The sequence below is a fragment of the Labrys sedimenti genome (assembly GCF_034424805.1).
Classification (GTDB): Bacteria; Pseudomonadota; Alphaproteobacteria; order Rhizobiales; family Labraceae; genus Labrys; species Labrys sedimenti.
Genome location: NZ_JAXOUF010000004.1, coordinates 385,726 through 409,071, shown reverse-complemented (window position 1 = coordinate 409,071; position 23,346 = coordinate 385,726). Strand labels below are relative to the sequence as shown.

Below are 23,346 nucleotides of genomic sequence, written 5' to 3'. Positions count from 1 at the left end.
TGTCGCGAGCGGCCTGCCTGTCGAAGCGCATGGGGCTTCCCAGGCATCACTGGATCACTCCTGAGTGCCGAAAGAGTCGGCGCGAAGCGTTTTCGGCAGGTCGGGAGGCTGCAATGGCGTGTCCTCGTCATCCAGGAAATAGGCGGCCCGATACGGGTCGGGGGGGATGGCGTGGCTGGTCTCGGCCACGATGTCGAACTGCCCGTCCTCTCGCACGACTCCAATCTTGGGCCAGACATGCGCGTGGGAATTCAACGGGTCGATGGCGATCACACCCTGCGGCGCGTCGAAGGTCGAACCGAGGATTTGCGCGCGTACGAGATTGACGTTGTCGGAATCGCACTGCCGCATCGCCTGCGCGACCACATGGGCCTGGGTGTAGGCGGCCTCCCAGCCCATGTTCGCATTTGGCTGTTCGCCATGCACGGCCTGGTACCGTTCGAGGCACGACCTGTTTGCCAAGTTGGTTTGCGACTGGAAATAGGTGGCCGCGGTAATATGGCCGGATGCTGCACCGATGCCGATTTCCCGGATGTCGGTTTCGCTGGTCGTCAAGCTTGCCACCGGCATCTGATAGGCGTCGAGGCCGTTGTCGGCATAGGCCTTGTAGAATTTCACATTCGAATTGCCGACGAAATTGTTGAACACGATATCCGGTTTGCGGCTTTTCATGTCCTTGATCAGGGCGTCGAATTCTTCAATCGACGCTTCTTCTGGAAGGTAGCGCTGGCCAACGATCTCGCCATCGCGGGAGCTGATCAGATCTGCCATGATCCTCCCGGATTCACGCGGCCACACATAATCCGAACCAACGATGTACAGTCTCGGCGTGAAGTTCTCCAGAAGATAGGATCCTAGGAAAAAACTATTCTGATTAGGAACTGCGCCAAAATAAACGATATTCCTTGAATATTCGAAGCCTTCATATTGCGCCGGGTAGCACAATAATCCATGCTCCCGGTCCAGGACACTCAAGACGGCCTTGCGTTGGCTGGAAGTATAGCATCCAAGGATAATGCTTGCCTTCCTTTCCGACAAAAGTTCGCGGGCCATATCCTGATATGCTGATGGCTTTCCCTCGGGATCGCCATAGATCGGAACGAGCTCGCGCCCGTTTATGCCCCCTGCCTCATTGATCTCGTCGATGGCGAATTTGGTCGCGGACAGCATGCTGCGCTCGGTTGCCGCGGTCCAACCCGTTTTCGAGAACAGCACCCCAATATGGATTGGTCGATCGCTTGTCATTATTGCGCAAGACTCCATCAACACGAGAATGCGGCACCCTGCTCTTAGCCAGCAAACTTGCCATTCGAGTGGCGCTGCCGTCGCAGGTGATCTCAAACGCTAGAGGAGCGGATCTGGTCGGTCAATGCTTGTTCAAGGCTGGATTATAAGGCTGTACGCGGATGCTTGCGAGGCCATTGCTCGTGCAAAGTCTTTTTCGGCTTCCCCGGGCATAGCCGACGCGCTCGCTGTCAAGCTGACGTGGCTCGGGTCGGCCCCGCTTCGGAGCAGCGGGCGGGTGCATCATCCAATCCATCGTCGCGCATGCCCGGGCGCTCGGGGCGGATGAACGGGTGCGCTCTGCTCCGTTGCTTTGGGAGCGGAGGATCGGCAATCCGGCCCGGCAGGGGATCGGCTCCTCTCAACGAGGCTTCTCCAGCCCGCCTCGCCCCCGCTCCGAAATGCGCAGCAAGGTGAATGTTGAGTCGGGCTCGCGATATTTACGGCAGCGAGCGCCGGCTATTATCGGGCACCAAGAAGCCTTTTCCACTCGAACAGGAGACGCCGACCGATGGCGAATGCCCAGACGCTGAAGGCACAACGCGACAAGACTCTCGAACTGACGCGTTCGGGGCCGCCGGCGCGCACCTCCAATCCCTTCTTCGGCGTTGGGCCGATCACCGACGGCACGCTGGACGAGGTCGATGCCCGTCTCCTGCGCTTCGAATTCGATAGCTGGCTCGAAAAGAACTATCGGAAGCTCGACGACCGGGGTGCCGATCTCGGCCCCTTCACCACGGCCGAGGTCGGGCGGAGCATGCATCGGGGCTATCCCGCCGACAAGTTCCTGACCGACATGATGCGGGAGATCCATCGCTATTTCGAGTTCCCCAAGGCGAACAAGATGGCGGTGGGGCTCGGCGGTGGCCATAGCGGTTTCACGGTCTGCGCCCTCCACCTGGTGACCGCCAGCGATCCCGGCCAGCATGTCTATGTCGACACGCTCCGGCCGGAGTCCGAAGCCGCCAAGGCCGGCGGCTTCTTCCGCCAGTCCTGGGGGGCGCAGCTCATCGAGATGCACCGCTACGCCCGCAATGGCGATGAGTCCCGCATCCACTTTGCCGAGGAAGAGGGCGCCATTCCCAGCGCCGACGCGCTCGAAAAGATGGGCGTCAAGCTTTTCATCGGGGTTGGGCATGAGACCACCGGCGCCACGACCTATACCGCCCAGGACATCGCCAATCTGCTCGAATGGCTCGACCGCAATCCGGCCGAACACCATGCCGTGCTCGACGCCACCTCGATGCTCGGCGCCATGCCCTGGGGCGAGGAGGCGGTGAAGAGCGTCATTGCCAAATGCTGCCTGTTCATGCCGTTCCAGAAGGCGATCGGCGGTATCTCGGGCTACTTCGTCGTCTCCTTCACGCCGCAGGCGCTGGATCTCATCGAGAGGAACCAGAAGTCGCCGTCCTGGGCAATCCCGCGCCAGCTCAAGATCGTGGCGCCGGTCGATCCCAAGCGCCCTCTCACCGGCGAGAGGACCGTCAATGTCGGGCCGATCTATGACCCGGCGCAGGACAAGATGCTGGGTGGCGTGATCAACACCTACTCCACCCTTGCCTTTGCCGAGACCACTTTCGGCCTGCTGCGCTCGGAAAAGCGCCTCGGGTCGGTTCAGGATCTCTACAAGCGCTCGGTGCGCAACCGCGCCGCCGTGAACCAGTGGGTGGCCAGCCATCCCCTGTTCGAGCTCGGCGTCGCCGATCCCGAGCGGCGCGGTGCGGCGGTGACGCTGCTGCGCATCAGGGATGCCGACATCACCGACGCCGCCATCCATGCCCGTATCATCGCCCGTTCCAAGCAAATTCTTGCCTATGAAGGCATCACCCATCCCAATGGCGAGCATGAGCGCGGTCTCGACGTTGCCCGCTATGTCAACGCCTTCCCCGGCACGCCCGGCGATTATCGCGCCTGGATCGGCGGCATCCGGCCGGTGGAGGACATCGATGCCCTGCTCGACAATCTCGAATACGCCTATCTGCGTGCCAAGATCGTGGTGCTCGAAGAAGAGCTCGCCAGGCTTGGCGAGACCTTCCCGGCCAGTGCCGATGGCGGTGGCGAGCGTGTCAGGCGCGACGATCCGAACCGGGCCTACAAGGTATTGGTGGCCGATCTCATCGGCATGCGCTTCGACGGTGAGGGAGAGCCCGATCACCAGGAAGTCCGCCGCCACATCGAAGCGAAGGGCGGCGTCTTCCATCTCGGGCCGATCCGGGACGAAGGCGCGTTGGAGAAGGGGCGCATCCACTTCTTCTACCAACCCAATCTCAGCACCGAGGCAGAGCTCCTGCCGCAGACCGACAAGGGCCAATATGATGCGGTGATTGCCGCGGCCACCTTCCTGCCGAAGAATTCGGTGTTTCCGCTCGGCGGCGTGCGCATCGGCGCCGGCACCGGCAATATGGGCTCGGTCTCCTGGGGTGGCGGCAGTGGCGTCGGCGGCGAAGCGCCCCTGATGAACACGCCGAGCTTCAACAGCCGGGCGACGGCCCAGATGGCCTTCAAGGCCCTGCTCAAGGTGGCGCCCGACCTCAAGGTCGACGAACTGCATCGGCGCGTCGTCGCCGGCGAGTTCGATACCGGCAAGCATTTGCGCGACTTCCCGACCGAAAAGCTGGAAGGGCGGCGCATCGCGGTGATCGGCTATGGCAATATCGGCCGCGAGCTCGCCAAGCTCGCCAGCGCCTTTGGCATGCAGGTGGCCATCCATGCCCGCGAGCGGCACAAGGATTGGATCGAGTCGGAAGGCTTCGAATACGCTCCGACCGCCGAAGCTGCGGCGGAGGGGGCCCATGTCCTCACCGTGCATACCGGCCTCGGCCCGGTCGATGCCAAGAGCGGACGCTTCGCCAACCAGTCGCTGATCGGCAGCGATATCCTCAACCGCCTCGCCGATGGCGCCGTGCTCATCAACTATGACCGTGGCGAAGTGGTCGACGCCGACGCCCTCGATGCGGCGTTTGCCCAAGGCAAGGTCTCCTATGCCTGCATCGACGCCGATCTCTTCCGCAATGCGGCCGACGGCACGTTGTCGGGCCCGATGGTGCCCTATCGCGCGCTCGAAAGCCGGCATCCAGGCAAGCTCGAACTTTTGCCGCATGCCGCCGCCGACACCGATCATCCCTCGCGGGTGGAGGGGGCCAGGCAGGCCGTCGACCAGATCTTCGACGTCATCCAGTATGGCGTCGTCACCAATCTGAAGGGCGATCTGCCGCCGGGCTACCGCAATGCCGGCGCCCGCACCGTCAATGGCATAGGTGCCGTGACAGGTGGCACGCTTGCTCGCGCGGTCGCCGATGAAGCAGTCCTGCGCCAGGCGCGCGAGGCCGTGGAATCCCTCGCCGCGATCTGGGGAGCGCTGTCATCGACCACCGATCCGGACCGTCGCGCCACTTTGCTGCAGCGCTATGGCGCCGCTCTCGTGCGGGACACCAACCGCTACACGGCGCTGACCGAAAAGCTCGGGTTGAGGGGGCCTTATGCCGAAGGCTAAAGGACCTGGTTTGGCCGGGCGGGACCGCCGTGGATAGCACCAGTAGGACATGAGCCAGCGATCATGCTGGCTCCGATTGGATGGGGGTCTCGCAACACCTCCATCCAGCCTACCGGTGGCATCGGCACCCCAGAAAGTGGCTCGACAGGATGAAGTTGATCCTGGACGGATTGGGCAGGGCTCCCTCAGTCGGGCGGTCCAACAATTGGGGGATCGGAGCCCCAGAAACCTCCAGCACTCGCGGGCATAAATCGGGGAGTACTTCTCGTAGAAGCCCGGAGCGTCCATAGCGGGCTTCTTTCTGTCATATTCACCGCCCAAGGTGACCGGGACGACAGCAATAGGTTTCCCTGCAGACTTTTGAATCAAGATGGCCGCTGAATATCCCAATGGCCTGGCTCAGGCGATGAACCAGGCTGGTATGGACCCTTCATGGCTTGCAAGGCGGGTGGGCGTGGATCTTACCCAGCTGGAGGCATGGGCGGCGGGCCGGGAAGCGATCCCTCCCGACGTTGCGGTGAAGTTGGCCGCCAAGCTGAAGACCACTGTGGCGGACATTCTATACGGGTTGGGACAGATCGAGGACGATCGGCCCTCGAGATGGCAGATGCGGCGGCGAGGCCGATAGCCCCGGTGGCTCTGTTCCGCCAGATCCCGATTCATGCCGTGGCGCAGGAAGACGGGACGTTCGGAACTCGCTTCGAAATAGAGATTCTGGGGTCATGGCAGTCCTTGAACGGTCGATGATGACGAGGGCCGTCTCCCATTTCGCGGGCCTGCTGCGGATTGGACGGGAGAATGGGCTTTTCGTGGAAAAGACCCATTTCAGGATACGCAGACGAGGTTATGATCCCGGTGCATGCGCCGCCCGAGGGCGGCGCATGTCTTTTCTTGTGAATGAATATTGAAACCAGACAAAAGGGGAGGGATCGCGATGACCACGGAACTGGATGGCGGTATCACGCGGCACGGCGAGGGCTATGAGCAGGTCGAATGGAACATTCTTGGCCAACGCTATTTCCCGAAGGCCGATTGCGGGTCGACCTTCGCCTTCGAGGCGAATTCCGAACCCGGCCAGTTCGTGCCTGTCCACATCCATCCGACTCAGGATGAATTCATCTTCCTGCTGGAAGGCCAGCTGGAGCTGAAACTCGACGGAAAGTGGCAGACAGCCAAGCCTGGCGACCTGGTGCGCATGCCGCGCGGCATCCCGCACGGCTATTTCAACAAGACGGACAAGCCGGCTCGCGCGCTTTTCTGGGTGTCGCCCGCCGGCCGGCTGCGGGACCTGTTCAAGACCCTGCACAACATGTCCGATGTCGAAGCCGTCATACGTGCTTCCGCGGAACACGACGTCGATTTTCTGCCTCCAGAGGCCAATGACTGAGACCAGGGCTTTCCGGAAAGCGGGAGCGGGGTGAGGCGAGCCCCGCTTTGCGAGCGGCAGGCCTGAAAGAGAGAGTAAGATGCGATATCGGGTGGTCGACTGGACCTGGGCTTACGACAACGCAGCGAACATCCCCGGGAGCGCGGCGTGGCCGAATGCCTGGGTCGAGCCCGCCCGGATTGCCCGCGAGACGCTCGTCGCCGATGACCGGGCGCGGCTGGAACTTGCCTATGGCGACGATCTTCGCCAGCGCTTCGACCTGTTCCATCCCAAGGGGAGCCCGGCCGGTCTGGTCGTCTTCGTCCATGGCGGATTTTGGATGGCGCTCGACAAGAGCTTCTGGTCGCATCTCGCGCAGGGGGCGCTGGCGCATGGCTATGCAGTGGCGATACCCAGCTACCCGCTTGCTCCGGAGGTGCGCATCGCCGACATCACGAAGTCGATCGGCCAGGCCATCGTGGCGGCTGCGAGCATCGTGCCGGGCCCGATCCGGTTGACCGGCCATTCCGCCGGTGGCCAGCTGGTGACGCGCATGATCAGCCAAACGACGCCGCTTCCCGGTGAAGTCCAGGACCGGATCGCCGGAACACTCTCTGTTTCGGGCCTGCACGACCTTCGGCCGTTGATGAATATTGCGCGCAATGCAACGCTGAAGATCGATACGAACGAAGCCAAAAGCGAGAGCCCGGCCCTGCTCGATCCTTTGCCCGGCAGCCGGCTGATCTGCTGGGCCGGTGCCCGGGAGACGTCCGAGTTCCTTCGCCAGAATGCGCTCCTCGGTAATATCTGGCGCGGTCTCGGCATCGAGACGGACGTCGTCGAAGAACCCGATCGCCACCACTTCAACATTCTGGATGGGCTTGTCGATGCCGACCACGCCTTGACGCGCGCCTTGTTTTCCATGTGAGGCTGACGGCGCGTCGGGTCAGGGGTGCGTCCCCGATTCAGGCCGGAGGCCGCTCGCCGCCTTGCCTTCGGACCTTCGCACCCTGATCTCGATCCGGCGCCGTTCCTTGACGTCGCCCCTGACGGATCCATCGGTCACCTTGTCACCCGGCAGGATCATCTGGCCTCCGGAGAGAGGAAGAACCGTCACGCCCTTGAGGCGCGGGTCATTCTCCAGGACCCTGGCGACGGACACGGCCCGGGCCATGCCCAGACCCGCATTGTCCGCGGGGGTGAGACCATCGATCTGCACCTTGCCTGCCAGGGCAGGGATGAGCTTGCCATCCAGATTGGAAGCGCGGTTGTTGACGGCCTGTTCATCCGTGTGGCCGATCACCTCGACGACATCGACATCATATTCGGCGACGATCTTCGCCACCCGCTCGACCACGTTCGTCTTGAGCTTCTTGTCGAAATCCGGCGTGAGGTCGGCCCGGCCGATCGCAAAATTGTAGCCACTGGCTTCGCTCAAATTGATGATCGGTGGCCAGTCGTGCTCGCCGCGCCCCTCTCGCTCGGCCTGCTGTGTCTTGGCGCCCTTGACGATGAGGTCGGCCACCTCGGACACCGACAAATTCCCAAGCTCGGTGGTTGTCATTCGGCTTTTCGCTTCGGCAATCTGGAGCCATGCCGTTGCCAGATCGGTTCCTGTGACGTCGGTGGTCAGCGTGGGCAGGATGTCCTTGAGTTTCGAGGCATATTGTTTCAGCTGATCCGGATCGACACCGCTCTTCTGCAATCTGTCGACGAGAGCGCGCGCTTCGACCAGTTTGCGCCAACTATCGTCGACTTGTTGGGGAATTGCTCCGGCGCGTTTGAACTCGTCGAGGAGAGTGGCGAGATCCTTCGACGTCTGCTGCTCCTTTGCGAACGCCGCTTCGGCGTGCTTCAGGCGGGCGGCAAGAAGGTTGGCACGCTCCTGTTCCCGGCTGAACATGACCGTCAGGGCGATCAGCAGGCAGAAAACCAGCAGCAGCATGATCTCCGCCATGGTCAGGCCGAGGACGATGCCGCGCCGATAGGCCGCTCCATCCGAGCCGATGGAGGTTGCTCTACGCATCGGCCGCTGCCGATTTGCGCAAAAGGCGCCTGATATATCGCAGCGGCCTGCTCTGCTTGGCTGCGGCAGCCTCTTCCATCTGCCTGGTCAGACTAGCAATCGCCTCCGCCAGATTGTCGATGCGGGCATTGCGCTTGGCTTCCGTGTCGAGAAGCTGGGTCGGTGTCATCGGCGAGTTGTGCTCGATGAAGGTTGCCACGCTGTTGCTCAACCGGGAGACGGCCTGCGTCAGTTCACCGACCGAGGGCTGCAGCTTTTCTTCGATGACGTTGGCGGGCACCTGCAGGCTTTTGAGATGGTCCGACACCGCTTCCAAGGTCGCCGTGAGCCTGTCCGTGCCTTCCGACAGTTTCGCCGTTTCCGCGGCGAACTTTGTATTGGCCGCCTCGACACTCTCGAATGCGGATTTGGCAAATGCCTTCAGGATCGTGGTGCTGGCATCGGCACTCGCCTCGATCGGCCCGGCGGCCTTCCGGGTCAAATCCTCGAAGTCGCCGAGCGCCCTGCTGGTCGCATCCCGCACACCCTCGCGGGCTTCCCCAAATCCCTCGATGATCATCTGCTGGGAAGAGCGGCGGAAATTCGCGATTTCGATCACGATGGTGTCCAGCTCCCGGCGAACCCGCCGGGTGGCTTCCGACAGTTCCAGGCGCGAGGCCAGCTCGACCTCATAGGGATCCTGCCGCATCTGGCCGAACAGCACGCGAAGGGCGACACCGGCGATGGTCGAGGCGATGGCGACGCCGAAATTGCGGACGATTTCCTCCACCGCACCCTCGGCCTGAAACTGATAGAGCGATACGCCGAGGCTGGTGAGGGTGAAGAGGAAACCCATATAATAGATATTGTCACCCGCCTGGTCCAAGCGCAGGCGGAAGCGCCGCAGCACGACGATGACAAGCGCATAGACCACCATCACCGCCACCGGCACTGACGTCACCAGGAAGGCCGGATAGTGCAGTAGCTTGGCGGCGATGATGTAGACACTGCCCGCCAGAACGAACAGGCTGAAGACGCTGGCGCTGATGGCGTTGTCGGTCGTCGACCAGGCCTTGTCCTGGACCATCGTCAGTTCACTCCCTGCAACCGGTCGGCGCCGTCGAACCTGCCGTTATTGTCGGCGATCCACGCCTGCCAGAACCGGATATGCGCAACGCTGTCGATCGGTGGCTTCTGGCGCTGTACATATTTGATGCCCACGTCGGCGCCGTGAAGATCGGTCCTGAATTGTTTGTAGGCGATCGACTTCCTGAAGCGGGCGAAGGAGAGGTCGCCGCGATACTGGCTGTAGTCTCGTCCGTTCTCGATCATGTCGGAGACGACGACCAGCTTCTTGGGAACGCTGTCCGACTTGGCGCCGGTGAATCTTTCGACGGCAATCGCCTGGATGGTCGCCATGATCGGAGAACTGTCGGAGGGAATGCCGGCCAGATCCGTGGCCAGAGCCCGTTCGAGTGGTTGCTTGAACCCCTGCATCCATTTCCGCCTGGCAAGCTCCTTGTTGCCGGTGAGGGCGTCCACGCTCGAACCGTCTCCCGGATTGCAGGCCCGGAACTTCACGGCACCGCCTGATGCATCGGGCTCCAGGATGCGCAGTTCGAACAGGCCGTAGTCGGGTGTCGCCTCGGCCAGATCGGTGAGCTCCGTCATCAATTGCTGGCGGCCGATCGGCGGCAAGGCGTCCGAGGCATCGAGCAGGACGATGGTCATGGAGGTCGGCCCATCGACGGGACACAAATCGGCGGCGAGTTTCGGCGGAGCCTGTGTCGTCAGCTTGAGATAGGCAAAACCGGTTGCCACCGCTGCAGCCGCCAACAGCAGGAGGCCACCCAGGATGTAATGCGACAAACCGCTCGTGGCGCGCGAGCGCCTACGCCTGTTTCGGGCCATCACCCATCCCCGGCTCGGGAACGACGTCGTCGAGCTGCTGATATTCGTCCATGGTGGTCTGGTAGGCGGTATGGATCTCCTTCACCTCGGCCGTCAGCATCGCCTGGATCTGTTCGATGCGGGATCGCAGGTCGCGCAGGCTCCATTCGCCCTCGGTGTTGGCTTCCACGCTGATCTTTAGGAGCGAGAAGGCGCTTGCGAAACGGGCGGGAGGCGGCGTCTTGCGGGTCTTGGCATTCGCCTCGCGATAGACGCTGATCAGCACGTTTGCGGCTCGTTGCAGATGCTCCTGATGTTGGCTGAACAGCTTCAGCATGCGCGCGCGATTGGCGATGATGGCTTCATACTCGCCCCGCCGCAGGGATAGATCGCTGCTGATATCCTGCATCCTGTCCTGATATTCGTCTCGGACGTCTTTCAGGTTTTCATCGAGTTCCGCCCTGCGGTCGCGATAGGCGTCCCTGGCCGCTTCGAGCCGGTGCTGAACTTCTGCATAGCCGGGATAGGCGTCCGAAAAGGTCAAGCTGTCGATCAGCGCGACCACCGAGAACATCAGGCCGAGCCCGAAAAACAGCCAGGAATTGAGGTCGCGCAACTGCAAAGGGCTGGTGGCCATGACCTGCATGACGCGCTCGCCGCCCCCCTCCAGGAATTGGGCGGATACGTCGCGATAGTGGGCCAAAGCGAGATTGAGGCCGAGAGCGAAGGCCACGTAGAAGCAGAAGGCCAGCACCCCCAAGGCTTTGCGGAACACGCTGTTGTGGGCAATCTGCTTGACGCCGAAATGGCCGATGATGAAGGTGCCGAAGATATTGAGGGCGGCAAAGGAGATGGCTTCGGTTACGCCGCCGAGCAGGCCCTGTTCGCTGCCCTTGGCCAGGAAGTTGCCGTTCGCAAACGCTTCCACCACGAACATCACGATGAGAAGGGCGATTTTCAGGAAGGTCGTTGCGCCACCGTGGACACGGGCGGTGCGGTCGATCTTGTGCTTGCGCCGGAAGGTCTGCTGCTCTGCGTCGAGGTCGCGCAGGTTGCGGCGCAGCGCATAAAGGTCGTCGCGCCCCGCGCGGGCCTCCAGCTTGAAATCGCCGACGGCGGCCGGGGCGGTATGCTGGATCTGCGTGAACCTGTCCTCAAAATCGAGAGCCGCCAGGCGTTCGGCATAGGTGCGCAACTCGTCCTCGATGGTGGCATGAGCGGCCTTCTTGGCGGCCTCGATGCGCTCGATGATCTGGGTCTCGACAGAGTCCATCGTCTCGGACGACGTCGCAGGTTCCTCGTTGCCGCCACGTTCTCTCCCCCGGCCGGCAAGGTTGAGCTCGGCAGCGAGCCGATCCGTGTCGATATCCGCAAAGGTCTCGATCGAGGGACGCTTGTCGTGAGAAGGCTTCGTGATCCCCTGCAACAGGCGGGCGAGGGCAGTGCTCTTCAAGATGCAATATCCAGAAACTCAAACGAAATAATCGGTCGGGATTTCAGCCGACAGCGTAGTTATATAGGCAGTGTTGCGCGTATCATAGCGGTGGTTTTGCAGCCGTGGCCCTCGATTGCGGGGGAATGAACACGGCGCCCATCACGATGGATACGAGACTGCTCGCGGACTCCATCGAACTTTTCGGCCTCGCTGATGTACCATTCGGGCGCGCCGGGGCCGCCAGCCCCTTCCGGGACCTTGACTTTGCTCCCATTGACCAGAACAAATAGGAAACATCTGATGTGGGATTTCAGATCATGGAAACCCCTGCCACCGTCCTCCATGCCGACCTCGATGCCTTCTATGCCTCCGTCGAGCAACTCCTCGATCCCAATCTGCGCGGAAGGCCGATCGCCGTCGGCGGCGGGGTGGTGCTGGCGGCGAGCTACGAGGCCAGGGCGTTCGGGGTGCGTGGCGGCATGTCGGGCCGCAAGGCACGCGAGCTTTGTCCGCAACTCGTTTTCGTCGGCGGCCACTTTGACGAATATCAGCGCCTTGGCGACGCGGCGATCGCCATACTGGGGGACTTCACGCCGCTGGTGGAGCGCATTTCGATCGATGAGGCTTTCGCCGATGTCGCCGGCTGCACCCATCTTTTCGGGACACCGGCCGATATCGCTGCCACCATTCGAGGGCGCGTGCGCACGGAGTTGGGCCTGCCGATCTCCATTGGCGTCGCACGGACAAAGCACCTGGCCAAGATCGCTTCCCAGGTTGCAAAGCCGGATGGCCTCGTCGTCGTCGATCCCGCGCGTGAGCTCGACTTCCTTCATGACCTCCCTGTCGGCCTGATGTGGGGTGTCGGGCCGGTGACCGAAGCCAGGCTCAAGGATCGCGGCATTCTCACCATCGGCCAGCTCGCCAAGACGCCGGGCCATTCGATCGAGCGGCTTCTGGGCCGCGCAGCTGGGGAAAAGCTCCGCTCGCTCGCCTCGAACCGGGATCCCCGCCAGATCCGCACGCAGCACCGGGCCCGATCCGCCGGCGCGCAATCCGCGCTGGGGCGGCAGCCCGCCATCGCACGCGTGTTCGTGCCGGCCGTGCTTCAGCTTGCCGATCGGGTCGCCTCGCGCCTTCGTGCCAAGGCCTTGGCCGGCTGGACCGTGACAGTGCGTGTCCGGTTCGCCGACATGCGCGCCATCACGCGGTCGGTAACGCTCGAGGCGCCAGTCGCAGCGACGATTGTGCTGGCGGAGATTGCCACCAGGCTGGTGCGCACCGCGCTTGCCGACCACCCGCGAGAAACCATCATCACGCTGGTTGCGGTTTCCGTTTCCCATTTGCATAAAGAGCGGGAGACTCAGCTCGATCTTCCGCTCACCCTTCCCGGCGAGAAAAGGCGGCCCGGCGGAGTAGCGCGCGAGTCGGCCGATCGCGCCATGGATCTCATTCGCCAACGCTTCGGGCGCGACGCGGTAGGGTACGCTACGGCGGCGCTGGATCGAAAGCGATCCGTTCCGGATGCCTTCCGAGAACTTGCTCAGAAAGATTTGGGTGACCGTGAGGCGGACGGACAAGCAGGGCCATGACGAGGCACGGCCCCGCTCTCGGTAACCTGTTTATTGCACGATCTGCACGATCCGCCGCGTTCCTGGATCGACAAGGACGACCTCGTCATTCACATACGCGTATCGATAGCTGATAGGCCCATACTCTGCGGGCACTTCGTAATATTCAACACCTTCGGAGGGCAGGACCGTGCCAACCGCGACCGGTTGATCGTACGTGAATACGCGGGGATGCTGCTCGATCACATATTTCTTGAACCGAGGCCTTTCCTTAATACCAATCAAGCCGTTGATCCCGCCGGTAACTGCGCCCACCGCTCCACCGACGACACCGCCGACCGGCCCCGCGGCGTCGTTACCCTGTTCGGCCCCTTCCTTCGCTCCGGGCAATACACCCTGGGCGAATACTGCCGAAGGTGCAGCGATGCAAAGAGCCAAGCTCGTGACGAAAAGCATTGATCTTGCGGTCATTGTCGACCTCCTGTTCGCATCGGATTGTTCCCGTCGTGGGAAATTGTTCCCGTCGTGGGAATCGGGGCCCGAACCCCGCCAGCGTGACGAGGTTCCGCTCGAACTGCGGGGCCGTTGTTCACAAAGGAATACCGATTGTTACGAAAAGGCAGGGCGCATTGCTCCCGCCGTCCCATCTAGGCGAGGCATGATCTGCATGATGGCTGTCTCATAAGCGATTGCAAAATACCGCTCTGGTGGGGCACTGATCTATCGCTTTCAAAAGGATCGAAAAGGGTACCGTACGCGTTCATTGGCCACTTCATGGGTTGCCGCGCTTGTCGTCTCCTTGTTGGGTCTGCGTGACCGACAAAGGAAACGCCGATCCGATGTCGGACAACAAAGCCCAGTGCGCCGGCTTCGGCTTTACGGAGGGCACGGGTTCCTTTGCCAATTGCGTGATGCAGCTGTCATTGCGGCAGAAACGCCAACGGCCACCCGATCACGATACGCTGGTTCGCCAATATAGGGAGCGCAGCATGGCTCGGCGCGGCGACGAGCGTTACCCGGTATGCAATGCTGCAATGATGGAAAGCGAACTCGACACGTCGATCAACAAATGGGTCGGTCCCAACTGCCAGATGGCGCCGGATTAGGGCTAGGCCGGAAACAGCACGGAGCCGGCAGCAGATGGTTGTGCGCTGGCGGCGCTAAGCCGAAAGCGTCCGGTCCCGGGAGTCGAGCAAGATCCGGGCGAACGCAAAGCCGCAGGCTTCAGCCGGTAGAGGCGTGGCGCGGCGCAGGACGAGCGGACCCTTAGTGGGGACGTTCGTTCTCGCCTGGTGCCGCATCGCCCTTGAAGTCGACCTTCGTGCCCGGCTTGACCATGGAGGCGAGGTCCTCGGCATCCCAGTTGGTCAAGCGGATGCAGCCATGCGAGAAGGTCATGCCGACCTTGCCGGGGTCGGGCGTGCCGTGGATGCCATAGCTTTCGATGGAAAGGTCGATCCAGACCGATCCCACCGGATTGTTCGGTCCTGCGGCAATGGTGAAGGGGCGTTTGGTCTTGATCCCTTTGAAGGCGAATTTCGGATCGTAGTAATAGATGGGATTGTGCACCACGTGCCTGACCTCCGTCGTGCCGATCGGGGCCGGCTTCTCCTCGCTGCCGATCGAGGCCGGATAGACTGCAAGGATCTTGCCCGAGGGATCGAGCACACGGACCTGGCGGGAGGCCTTGTCGACCTCGACGCTTGCCGCGACGGGAGGTGGCTCGGTTCGGCCGACATAGGGCACCGTCAGGCTTGCGCCGATCTTTTTGAAACGGGCGCCGGGGTTGAGCATCGTCAGCAATGGCTGGCCGACATGGAAACGCTCCGCCAATTGCTCCCGCAGGTTGCGATAGCCGAGCCGCTTGAGACGAGCCATCCTTTCCATGCGCGCGGGAATTCGCCGGGTGAAGCGTCCGCGCACGTCCTTGCGCGTCACTTCATAGGTCGTCAGCGCGGGGATGACGGAGGTCGCCGTGAGCTTGTCCCAGGTCTCTCGCGTGAGCGTGCCGTCGGATGTCAGTCCGTTCGTCGCCTGGAAGGCAGCGACGGCCCTGGTGAAGCTCTCCGAAGGGCGGCCATCGATCAGGCCGGGCGAGAAGCGGGCGCGATCGAGAAGGATCTGCGCCTTGATCAGCATCGGATCGATATTCTTCGGCGCGCTTGGGCTGAATTGCGCCTGGTCGACTCTAGTGAGGTCGAGTCTGGCGGCCTGTGTCGTACCGAAGACGAGTGTAAATGTGAGGGCGAGAAGCAGCCTGAACATGGACCTCACTCCAGGACTGGGACGAAGTGCCTGTTTCTAGGACGCGGTACGGCTGATCTGGTTCCCGCCTTACTGTCGGCCTCAGCCTGCGCATTCCGCCCGCCCTCAGCGGCGCTCCCACTTGACCTGCATGGTTTTTGCGCAATGCGCCGATGCGGCCAGACCTGAGCTTCGATGCTCCAGCTTATCCTCCTCACCCGCAAGCATGCCGTCAGGAGCCGAGCCGGTGAGCGATGTATTCCTTCAAGGGGGTGATGGCATCCAGGGCATGGGCCAGGCTGCCATATGGCGCGTCGGGGGAGGGCGCGGGCAAGGCACGAGGAGCCGTCGATACGGCGCCGGGTTCCGTCCCATGCCGGCAAGCCTGCAACTGCCCGACCGTGGCGAACCGGAAGCCTCGCAGCTTGAGGGTGTGGATGATGTCAGGCACCGCCGCGATAGTGCTGGCGTGGATGTCATGCATCAGGATCACCGCCCCCGCCGGGGCCCCGGCACCGATCAGCCTGGTCAGAGGTGCTTCGTCATCGAGCCAGTCGAAGGAATCGAAGTCCCAAAGAGCCATTCGGCGCCAGAGTCCTGCACCGCGCAACGCAGTCTTGATGCGGGCGTCGATCCTGCCCCAGGGAGGACGAAGGACATCGGGCCTCTGGCCGGTTTCCGCGATGACGGCCTCATCCGTTAATTCCACTTCGGCGATGGCTTCGCCATCCGTCAAAGCGGTGAGCGCCCGATGGTCGAAAGTGTGGTTGCCAATCTCATGGCCTTCGAGAAATTCACGCCGTACCAGGCCGGGTGAATAAGCCAGCCTTTTGCCGACCACGAAGAAGGTGGCATGGACCTTCTCGCGGGCCAGAATGTCGAGAAGGAGAGGGGTCAACGTCATGTCCGGCCCGTCATCGAACGTCAGCGCCACGCAGGGCGTGAGGGCCTCCCGTGCGTCATGCCTTTGTTGGCCAGCTGAAGCGGGAGCGGCTGGCGGTACCGACGACAGGGCCATGAGGAGGGGCAGGATAGCCGTGCATATCCGGCTCGGAATGTTGCCATGCCTTTGCTTCGAAACGCCCTTCCGGATACGCGACACTGCCTTGAACCTCGCCGAGACCTCGAGGATCGATCAAAATGCTTTTCGAGGGAAAAAGCTACAACCATGACACCGTCTGTCATGGAGACCCCGGCTCCGCAGTCATTGAAGGGTGGGCACGATCTGAACGGCGAAGAATGATCAACAAAATGCAGCCATAATCGCGGTATCAGTGTTGTCGGCCTTCCCTGGGGCGATTTGGAAGAGGGAATGGGAGGCGCATCGAGTACGTTCGAACTCGAACTTGGCCGCCAACAGATGAGACCCTGATGCGTAATCTCGCCCTCATATCCACGGGAGCCGCGCTCGGCGTGCTCGGCACGGTTGCCCTGACGCAGCCCCCTTTTCTTCTCGTCGGCCGAGCCCAGGCCGCATTGGCCGACAGCTACAAGCAACTCAACCTGTTCGGCGAGGTGTTCGAGCGGGTGCGCTCCGACTATGTCGAGCAGCCCGATGACGGCAAGCTCGTTGAGGGGGCCATCAATGGCATGCTGACCTCGCTCGATCCCCATTCGAGCTACATGGACGCCAAGAGCTTCCAGGACATGCAGGTGCAGACCAAGGGTGAGTTCGGCGGGCTCGGCATCGAGGTCACCATGGAGGACAACGTCCTCAAGATCGTATCGCCGATCGACGATTCGCCGGCCTCCAAGGCTGGCATATTGGCAGGTGACGTGATCACTGCGCTCGACGGCGAGGCGGTGCAGGGATTGAGCATGCAGCAAGCCGTCGACAAGATGCGCGGGCCGGTCAACACACCGATCACGTTGAGGATCCTGCGAGCGGGCAAGGGAGCGCCCTTCGATGTCAAGCTCGTGCGCGACATCGTCAAGGTTGCTTCGGTGAGAGATGAAGAGCTTGCCGGAGACATTGGCTATATCCGCATCACTCAATTCACCGAGCAGACTTTCGACGGCTTGAAGAAGAGTATCGACAGGCTGGGCAAGAAGATCGGGCAGGACAAGCTCAAGGGCTATGTGATCGATCTTAGAAACAATCCCGGCGGCTTGCTCGACCAGGCCGTTTCGGTCTCCGGCGCGTTCCTGGGGCGCGGGGAGGTCGTTTCGACACGGGGCCGGAACGTCGACGATGTACAGCGTTTTGCTGCAGAAGGGCCCGATCTCACGGGGGGCAAACCGATCGTCGTGCTGGTCAATGGCGGTTCGGCCTCGGCCTCGGAGATCGTCGCCGGCGCCTTGCAGGATCACAGGCGCGCCACCATCGTCGGCACGCGTTCCTTCGGCAAGGGCTCGGTGCAGACCATCATCCCGTTGCAAGGCGACGGCGCGCTGCGCCTGACCACGGCGCGCTACTACACCCCGTCCGGGCGCTCGATCCAGGCCAAGGGCATCGAGCCTGAGATCGTGGTGCAGGAGAACGTGCCCGACGATCTCAAGGGCGCCGATGAGACCAAGGGCGAGTCGGGCCTCAAGGGCCATCTGGCCAATCCGGATGCCGACAAGGCTGAAGAAGGCGGCTCCTCGGCCTATGTGCCCGCCAACGAGAAGGACGATACCCAGCTCAACAAGGCGATCGGCATCCTGCAGGGACGTCCATCCTAGGGCGATGCACGTTCCGGCGTGATCGCCGATCTGCTCCGACGCGTCTTTGCGATTTGAAGCAACGCATCCAAATCGCAGGATGTTCCAGGGTGATGTCCGTGCAGCCGAGCGAAAAGAGCTGATCTTGCGCGTGTCACCTTCACGGCTGCAAGGCAGCCCGGAGGCTACTGAGCCCAAGAGCGAACGCGGTCGATCGCCGCATGATCCGATTGACCAAATCCGGGAATAAAACGCTGGCGAGGCGAGTCCTGCTTGGAGATCACGCGCTCACGAAAGGCGATCGGCTTCGACCACGATCGGAGCGAAGCCAACGCCTTGGGATTGAAGCCGTGCTTGATGAACCCGGTACGCGGCCGGCGTTGATGCCTTAAGTCATGCGAGTGCTTTGCAAAGATCGAGTACACCTATGTCAAGAACAAGTTTTGTTCTATATTTGCGCCGGGACCGTCGTCTCGGCGTTTGTTTTGTTGACCATTCGGTCAGTTCAAGGGGCGACGTCATCCTATTCGGCGCGCTCCTCTGTGCGGGCTGTCACGCCTGAATCCGCCCGGCTTGCTATGATCCATATCGGCGCGGTGTGTGCCCGCCAGATTTTAGGAGATACCGATGACGAGCAAATTTGAAGTTCGGCGGGGCCTGCTGTTTGGGGTCTTGGGAAGCGGGCTGGCCGTTGTGCTTGCCGGCTGCGCGTCAGGTTACCCCAACGAACCCATCTATGTTGACGAACCGGAGCCGCCGCGCCGGAGGATCAGGCCCACCCGACCTCACCATGCGACGATGCCCCGTCGCAGGCGCGTGATCATGGAGCCGGATGCCGGCGACGATACGCGTGACAGGATGCCCGCAGGCAGTGGCGGCGGTGGGGGCGGTGGAAATGGCGGCGGCGGAAATGGCGGCGGCGGTGGTTCGGGAGGCGGCGGCGGCTGGTCCGATCGCCGGCTCAAGACCGACATCCGTGCCATCGGCCAGTCTCCCAGCGGTTTGACGATCTATCGCTTCCGCTATGTCTGGGGTGGTCCGGTCTATGTCGGCGTCATGGCCCAGGACCTTCTGGAGACCCATCCCGACGCCGTCATCCGTACCGACAGCGGCTACTTCATGGTCGACTATGACCGCATCGATGTGAAGATGATGATGTTGGCGGACTATCAAAGGTCCACGCAGCTGCTCGGGCGCGGCGCGTAATGCTGGTGGCAGCATCGAACCTGGCGGGAAGCCAGGTTCGATGCCATGGAGAAAAGCCGCACTCTGCCGGAATGGCGGTCTGCCTCAGAACAGGTCGAGACGGGGGTTCCGCTTCTGCCAGGCCTTGCGGGCAGCCAGCACGATCGTGTCGTCGACATCCGATGTCGGAGTTACCGCATCGCTGCCCAATTCGGCATTGAGCTTGTCGATGACCTTCTTCTTCTCGGCCAGCGGCAAGGCGCTGAGGTTCTTTCCCTCGTCCTTGTGCTCGCCATAGGCATCGAGTGCGATGGCGAGGCTCGAATACCAGGCGGCCTTCTCCAGGTCGCGCTGCGCCGCCGGGCCCTTGGAATAGATCCAGCCCAGATTGGACGCCGCGTAGAAGTCGCCGCGTTCGGCGCCGATCTCATACCAGCTTATGGCGCTTGCCAGGTCCTTCTTGACGCCGTTGCCCTTGAAATACATGGCGCCGATATTGGTGGGCGCGCTGGGATGTCCGCCCTCGGAGGCTTGCTTGAACAGCTCCATCGCCATGATGGGTTTGCGCGCCACGCCTTTGCCGTCGAGATAGGCGATGCCCATATTGCGCATGGCATAGATGTCGTGCCGCGCCAGCGCCGCTTCGTAGAACTTGATGCCGCGCTTCGGATCGGCCGGCAGGTTCTGGCCGTAATAATACATGGCACCCACAGTATTCATGGCATAGGTGTGCCCGAGTTCCACGGCCCGATTGAGCAGCTTGACGCCCTCGTCCACGGATTTGGGCACCCCGCGCCCGAGGGTAAGATTGCGACCATAGGCGAGCATGGCATAGGGATCGCCACGCTCGGCACCCATTTTGAACAGCCGGTTGGCCTCGACCAGGTCCTGCGAGCGGCCGAGACCGCGTTCGGCCAGGTAGCCGAGTTCGTAGTAGGCGCGTGTATAGCTTGCATCGGCGGCCGCGTTGAAGAGTTCGATGGCGCCCGCGACGTCCTTGTCGGCGAGCTTGGCGCGGCCGAGTTCGTATTTATAGCGCGCAACGGTTGGGAATTTGGCGACGGCCTCGCTGCAGGCGGCGATGGCCGGCTTGGCATCGATCTCGTTTGGCAGCTTGCCGAGAGTGACGCCCTGCGGGTCGAGGGGCTCGCCCGCCTTGTCGTCGCAAATCGGCACGAAGGATTCGATCTTGCCGGAGACGACCTGGCCCTCGCCCCCAGGCTGCTCGACCTTGAGCTGCACGCTCTGCTCCTTGCCTTCCGAGCCGATCGAGGGTTCGAACGTGATGGACCGGACGGCGTTCTGGTCGACGATGTCGCCCTCGGCCAGTGGCGCTCCGTTGAGATACATCGTGCCGAAGCTCGGAGCCGCGGCGATCTGGATCTGCGCGCCGGTCGCGGCGCGCACCAGCGGCAGGTCATCCAGCATGGCGACCTGGCCGACGCCGATCGGAACGCGGCGCGGCTTGTTGAAGGTTTCACCGAGCAACGCGGCGACCTGTATCGGGGCCTGCTGATCGGCGAAGTTGTCCGATCCCTGCTTGGGCGCCGGGCCGATCTTCACGGTGGTATTCTTGGCAAGCTGGACGGGTGCCGCCGCGGCAATGCGAATGACCGGCTTGGCCAGGTAGACAGGCTGGGTCAAGGTACCGACCGACCAGGGGCGCTGGCGCTTGTTGGTTGCCGCCCACACATCGTCGGTCACCTTGTCGAGCGCGCGCTGCACGTCGACGCCCAGCGTGAAGGAGTATTTCACCATAGAAGCCGTGAACGGCGACTTGTCTCCGGTGCCGTCCTCCGCCACCGCGCCGGGCTGGGTCGAATAGGCAATGAGGCTGCTCGGCGGACTGGTCTGGGGCGCGAGGCCGACGCCGGCGATCGCCATCTGCTTTTCGGGCCCGACCAGGAACGAGCGGGACTGGAATGGATTGTTGCGGCACGAATCCAGATAGATGAGCTGCGTCTTGGAGTTCTGCTGCATATAGGCGAAGATCGTCTTGACGTTGATCGTCTCCACCTCCAGATCGGCTGGATCCTTCAGCTTGGCATCGATGGGGATGATGCGATTGTCGCCGCCCACCTGGATGCCGTGGCCGGAATAATAGAACACGCTGAGTTCGGCGCCCGGCAGCGAACGGATGAAGCGCTGCAGGGCCTTGTCGAACTCGTTGCGGTCGAGATCGAGCGCCGACACCACTTCGAAACCTTCGCGTTTCAGGGCGGCCGCGACGGCCTGCGCATCCTTGTCCGGATTGTTGAGCTGGGGAACGACCGTGTAATGGCTGTTTCCGACCACGAAGGCCACGCGCCGTTCCGCTGCCTTGACGCTCGCCGGCAGGGCGAGCATGACCGCGGCGAGGGCGGCGGCCGACAGCCCGGTTCTCCAGTCAAGGCAATGACGCATGTCCCGCTCCTGATGTGAGGTCAGCATCTTCACCGACGCCTCCTGTACTATATCTGATCCAATGATATCAGCTTTCGAAACAATTGCCTGCCACTCTCGAAATAGTGATATCGGCTTAGTCCGAAAGCTTAGAAGAGCAAATAAGAATATCTTACTTAGCTCCTCGAATGCCTCATGATACCAAGCTTCGAAAACGCTGGCGCAATCTCGGCTTGGGCACTTGGTAATTTCCGGCATCAAATCCAAGATTTGCCCAAAATTGCCAGAAGGGACCAGGGGCATCGATAATGCCTCCCGGTATTATTTCACCCCGATACTCGTCCTGGTTGAATCAGGACTTGTCATCCTTCTTCTCATCTTTGCGCGAGATTTCCACGAGAAGGGCATTGAAGTCCTTGGCCACCAGGGCCCGCGCCTTCTCGATCAGCATGGGAATCGGGCTCGAGGGCTCGATATTGTTGTAGAAGATCTCGATCTGGCGCATCAGGGCCGAGGCCTCGCCGCGCGTCGCCACGGAATAGGTGCGGGCCTCCGCTTCGGTCTCGTCGGGCTTGCCTTCCTCGACCGCCAGTGCCGAAAGCTGGGCGAAGTTCAAGGCAAAGGGCATGGTGCCGCCGATCTGGATCTTCGCTTTCTCGACCAGGCCGGGCGCCAATATCTTCATGACTTCGACAAAGGACTTGCCGACGAGCAGATGCGCCTGCTTGAGGAGCAGCCTTGCCGGGCTCGACGGCTCCTTGCCGGCATAGTAGGCCAGGATCGCCGCCAGCGCATTGGAAGCCTCCTTCACCGAGGCGACGTCCGAAGGCGCGAGGGGAGCGGGTGCAGAGGCAGTCTCGGCCACCTCCCGTGTGCTCTCGGCTTCAACCGGTTGCGCCGGTGCCAGGCCCGGCTCCCGCGTCGTGACGATGCCGCCGACATAGGTGCGAATGGCGCGCACCAGATCGGGCAATTGCTCGAATTGCGGTGCGGCCTCGTGTCCGGCCTTGTCGATGAAAAGCTGGCGCAGGCTGTCGAGGTTGGCGAGGATGGTCTCGAGATGAGCCGTCAGGTCCACCAATTGCTGCAGCGGCTCGAAACGCAGGAAGGCATCCCTGACACCCGAGGCCTCGACGGCGGTCTCTCCCTCGCGCGGGGGCAATTTCCCTTCCCCCACCAGGACCGAGCGCATGGACAACGCACCGAGGCGCTTGTCATTGATCAGCGTGGCGCTCTGCAGCGGCAGAACCACCGTCGGCAGGTCGTCGAGCGATTTGAGAAAGGCGGACCTCAGTTCCGCGCCGCCGGCCGCCTCGGTCGGATGGCAATGATCCCACTGCGCTAGAAGCAGGGCATTGGTCGCTGAGACGGCGTCGACGAAACCGGGCAGATCATCCGACAGAATATGATACTTGGCCGCCAGGACGAGATAGCGCAGATCGCGCGATTTATCGAGATGGACACGCAGATCTGCAAGTGTCTGCTTGGATTCGAACGACTTCTTGTTGAAACTGCGATAGCTCGCCGGCAATTGGCCTTCGGCGACGGTCAGGAAATTCTGGGCGTCGGAGTCGGCATCAGGATCCGGCCCACAGGGTGCGTCGGCTGAAATCTCCGTCTCGATGCCGGCATAGACTGCCATCTTGGCCTACCTGCTGGGGTCCCACTGGAGCAAAGGGCGATTTTTCCCAACCGCACTTCTACTCCCACTTTTTTGTCCGGTGCGTCTTTGCGATTTGCCGCGGCTCATTCAGGTGACAAAACGTCTTTGGAAATCATGCTGTTCTGCGTCTCTACCCGCAACCCCCCATATAGGGGAGGCGGCGAAAATGCTGCGCCGATCATTGCCGA

At 62.1% G+C, this 23,346-nt stretch carries 17 protein-coding genes; 7 read left to right on the top strand and 10 right to left on the bottom strand.

All coding sequences use genetic code 11. From position 1 onward, the window contains the following. Positions 1 to 54 precede the first annotated feature (54 nt). A complete protein-coding gene (locus U1R88_RS16820) occupies positions 55 to 1,245 on the bottom strand; it encodes a transporter substrate-binding domain-containing protein (protein ID WP_322432263.1) in 1,191 nt (396 codons plus the stop codon). A 550-nt stretch (positions 1,246 to 1,795) separates the two neighbouring features. Here U1R88_RS16820 and U1R88_RS16815 point away from each other — a divergent pair. The 3 genes from U1R88_RS16815 to U1R88_RS16805 all read left to right on the top strand — a co-directional run bounded on the left by U1R88_RS16815 (position 1,796) and on the right by U1R88_RS16805 (position 7,071). After that, on the top strand, positions 1,796 to 4,777 hold the full coding sequence (locus U1R88_RS16815; RefSeq protein ID WP_322432262.1) for an NAD(P)-dependent oxidoreductase: 2,982 nt from the start codon (positions 1,796 to 1,798) through the stop codon (positions 4,775 to 4,777). Positions 4,778 to 5,711: 934 nt separating this feature from the next. Beyond that, positions 5,712 to 6,164: a cupin domain-containing protein gene (locus U1R88_RS16810; protein ID WP_322432261.1), complete on the top strand. Its 453-nt coding sequence runs from the start codon at positions 5,712 to 5,714 to the stop codon at positions 6,162 to 6,164. A 79-nt stretch (positions 6,165 to 6,243) separates the two neighbouring features. Then, entirely contained in the window at positions 6,244 to 7,071 is an 828-nt protein-coding gene (locus tag U1R88_RS16805; protein ID WP_322432260.1) for an alpha/beta hydrolase, read from the top strand. 18 nt (positions 7,072 to 7,089) lie between these two features. Here the strand turns inward: U1R88_RS16805 and U1R88_RS16800 are convergent, their stop codons facing one another. The 4 genes from U1R88_RS16800 to U1R88_RS16785 are packed head-to-tail and all read right to left on the bottom strand — an operon-like array spanning position 7,090 to position 11,491. Further along, on the bottom strand, positions 7,090 to 8,169 hold the full coding sequence (locus U1R88_RS16800; protein WP_322432258.1) for an OmpA family protein: 1,080 nt from the start codon (positions 8,167 to 8,169) through the stop codon (positions 7,090 to 7,092). After that, positions 8,162 to 9,235 (bottom strand): hypothetical protein, encoded by a 1,074-nt coding sequence (locus U1R88_RS16795; protein WP_322432257.1) that lies wholly within the window; start codon positions 9,233 to 9,235, stop codon positions 8,162 to 8,164. The genes U1R88_RS16800 and U1R88_RS16795 overlap by 8 nt, the downstream gene beginning before the upstream one ends. Positions 9,236 to 9,237: 2 nt before the next feature. Further along, a complete protein-coding gene (locus U1R88_RS16790; protein WP_322432256.1) occupies positions 9,238 to 10,059 on the bottom strand; it encodes a hypothetical protein in 822 nt (273 codons plus the stop codon). Beyond that, positions 10,040 to 11,491 (bottom strand): hypothetical protein, encoded by a 1,452-nt coding sequence (locus U1R88_RS16785; protein ID WP_322432255.1) that lies wholly within the window; start codon positions 11,489 to 11,491, stop codon positions 10,040 to 10,042. The genes U1R88_RS16790 and U1R88_RS16785 overlap by 20 nt, the downstream gene beginning before the upstream one ends. A gap of 299 nt (positions 11,492 to 11,790) precedes the next feature. Here U1R88_RS16785 and dinB point away from each other — a divergent pair, with 299 nt between their 5' ends. Continuing rightward, a complete protein-coding gene (gene dinB, locus U1R88_RS16780; protein ID WP_322432254.1) occupies positions 11,791 to 13,062 on the top strand; it encodes a DNA polymerase IV in 1,272 nt (423 codons plus the stop codon). Between the two features lie 30 nt (positions 13,063 to 13,092). Here dinB and U1R88_RS16775 read toward each other — a convergent pair whose 3' ends face one another. After that, complete coding sequence (locus U1R88_RS16775) at positions 13,093 to 13,512, bottom strand: DUF1236 domain-containing protein (protein ID WP_068284251.1); 420 nt, start codon at positions 13,510 to 13,512, stop codon at positions 13,093 to 13,095. A 368-nt stretch (positions 13,513 to 13,880) separates the two neighbouring features. Here U1R88_RS16775 and U1R88_RS16770 point away from each other — a divergent pair, with 368 nt between their 5' ends. Continuing rightward, positions 13,881 to 14,147, top strand: coding sequence for a hypothetical protein (locus U1R88_RS16770; protein WP_322432253.1), 267 nt, complete (start codon positions 13,881 to 13,883; stop codon positions 14,145 to 14,147). Between the two features lie 160 nt (positions 14,148 to 14,307). Here the strand turns inward: U1R88_RS16770 and U1R88_RS16765 are convergent, their stop codons facing one another. Both U1R88_RS16765 and U1R88_RS16760 read right to left on the bottom strand, forming a co-directional pair. Further along, on the bottom strand, positions 14,308 to 15,306 hold the full coding sequence (locus U1R88_RS16765; protein ID WP_322432252.1) for a L,D-transpeptidase family protein: 999 nt from the start codon (positions 15,304 to 15,306) through the stop codon (positions 14,308 to 14,310). A gap of 211 nt (positions 15,307 to 15,517) precedes the next feature. After that, on the bottom strand, positions 15,518 to 16,219 hold the full coding sequence (locus U1R88_RS16760; RefSeq protein ID WP_322432251.1) for a polysaccharide deacetylase family protein: 702 nt from the start codon (positions 16,217 to 16,219) through the stop codon (positions 15,518 to 15,520). 437 nt (positions 16,220 to 16,656) lie between these two features. Between U1R88_RS16760 and U1R88_RS16755 the strand changes: the two genes are divergently transcribed. Beyond that, positions 16,657 to 17,949 (top strand): S41 family peptidase, encoded by a 1,293-nt coding sequence (locus tag U1R88_RS16755; protein ID WP_322432250.1) that lies wholly within the window; start codon positions 16,657 to 16,659, stop codon positions 17,947 to 17,949. 777 nt (positions 17,950 to 18,726) lie between these two features. Next, on the top strand, positions 18,727 to 19,134 hold the full coding sequence (locus tag U1R88_RS16750; RefSeq protein ID WP_162275056.1) for a tail fiber domain-containing protein: 408 nt from the start codon (positions 18,727 to 18,729) through the stop codon (positions 19,132 to 19,134). A gap of 84 nt (positions 19,135 to 19,218) precedes the next feature. Here the strand turns inward: U1R88_RS16750 and U1R88_RS16745 are convergent, their stop codons facing one another. Both U1R88_RS16745 and U1R88_RS16740 read right to left on the bottom strand, forming a co-directional pair. Further along, positions 19,219 to 21,543 carry a caspase family protein gene (locus U1R88_RS16745; protein WP_322432249.1) on the bottom strand — a complete coding sequence of 775 codons (2,325 nt, stop codon included), beginning with the start codon at positions 21,541 to 21,543 and terminating at the stop codon, positions 19,219 to 19,221. 304 nt (positions 21,544 to 21,847) lie between these two features. Next, positions 21,848 to 23,137: a type VI secretion system protein TssA gene (locus U1R88_RS16740; RefSeq protein WP_322432248.1), complete on the bottom strand. Its 1,290-nt coding sequence runs from the start codon at positions 23,135 to 23,137 to the stop codon at positions 21,848 to 21,850. Between the last annotated feature and the right edge of the window lie 209 nt (positions 23,138 to 23,346).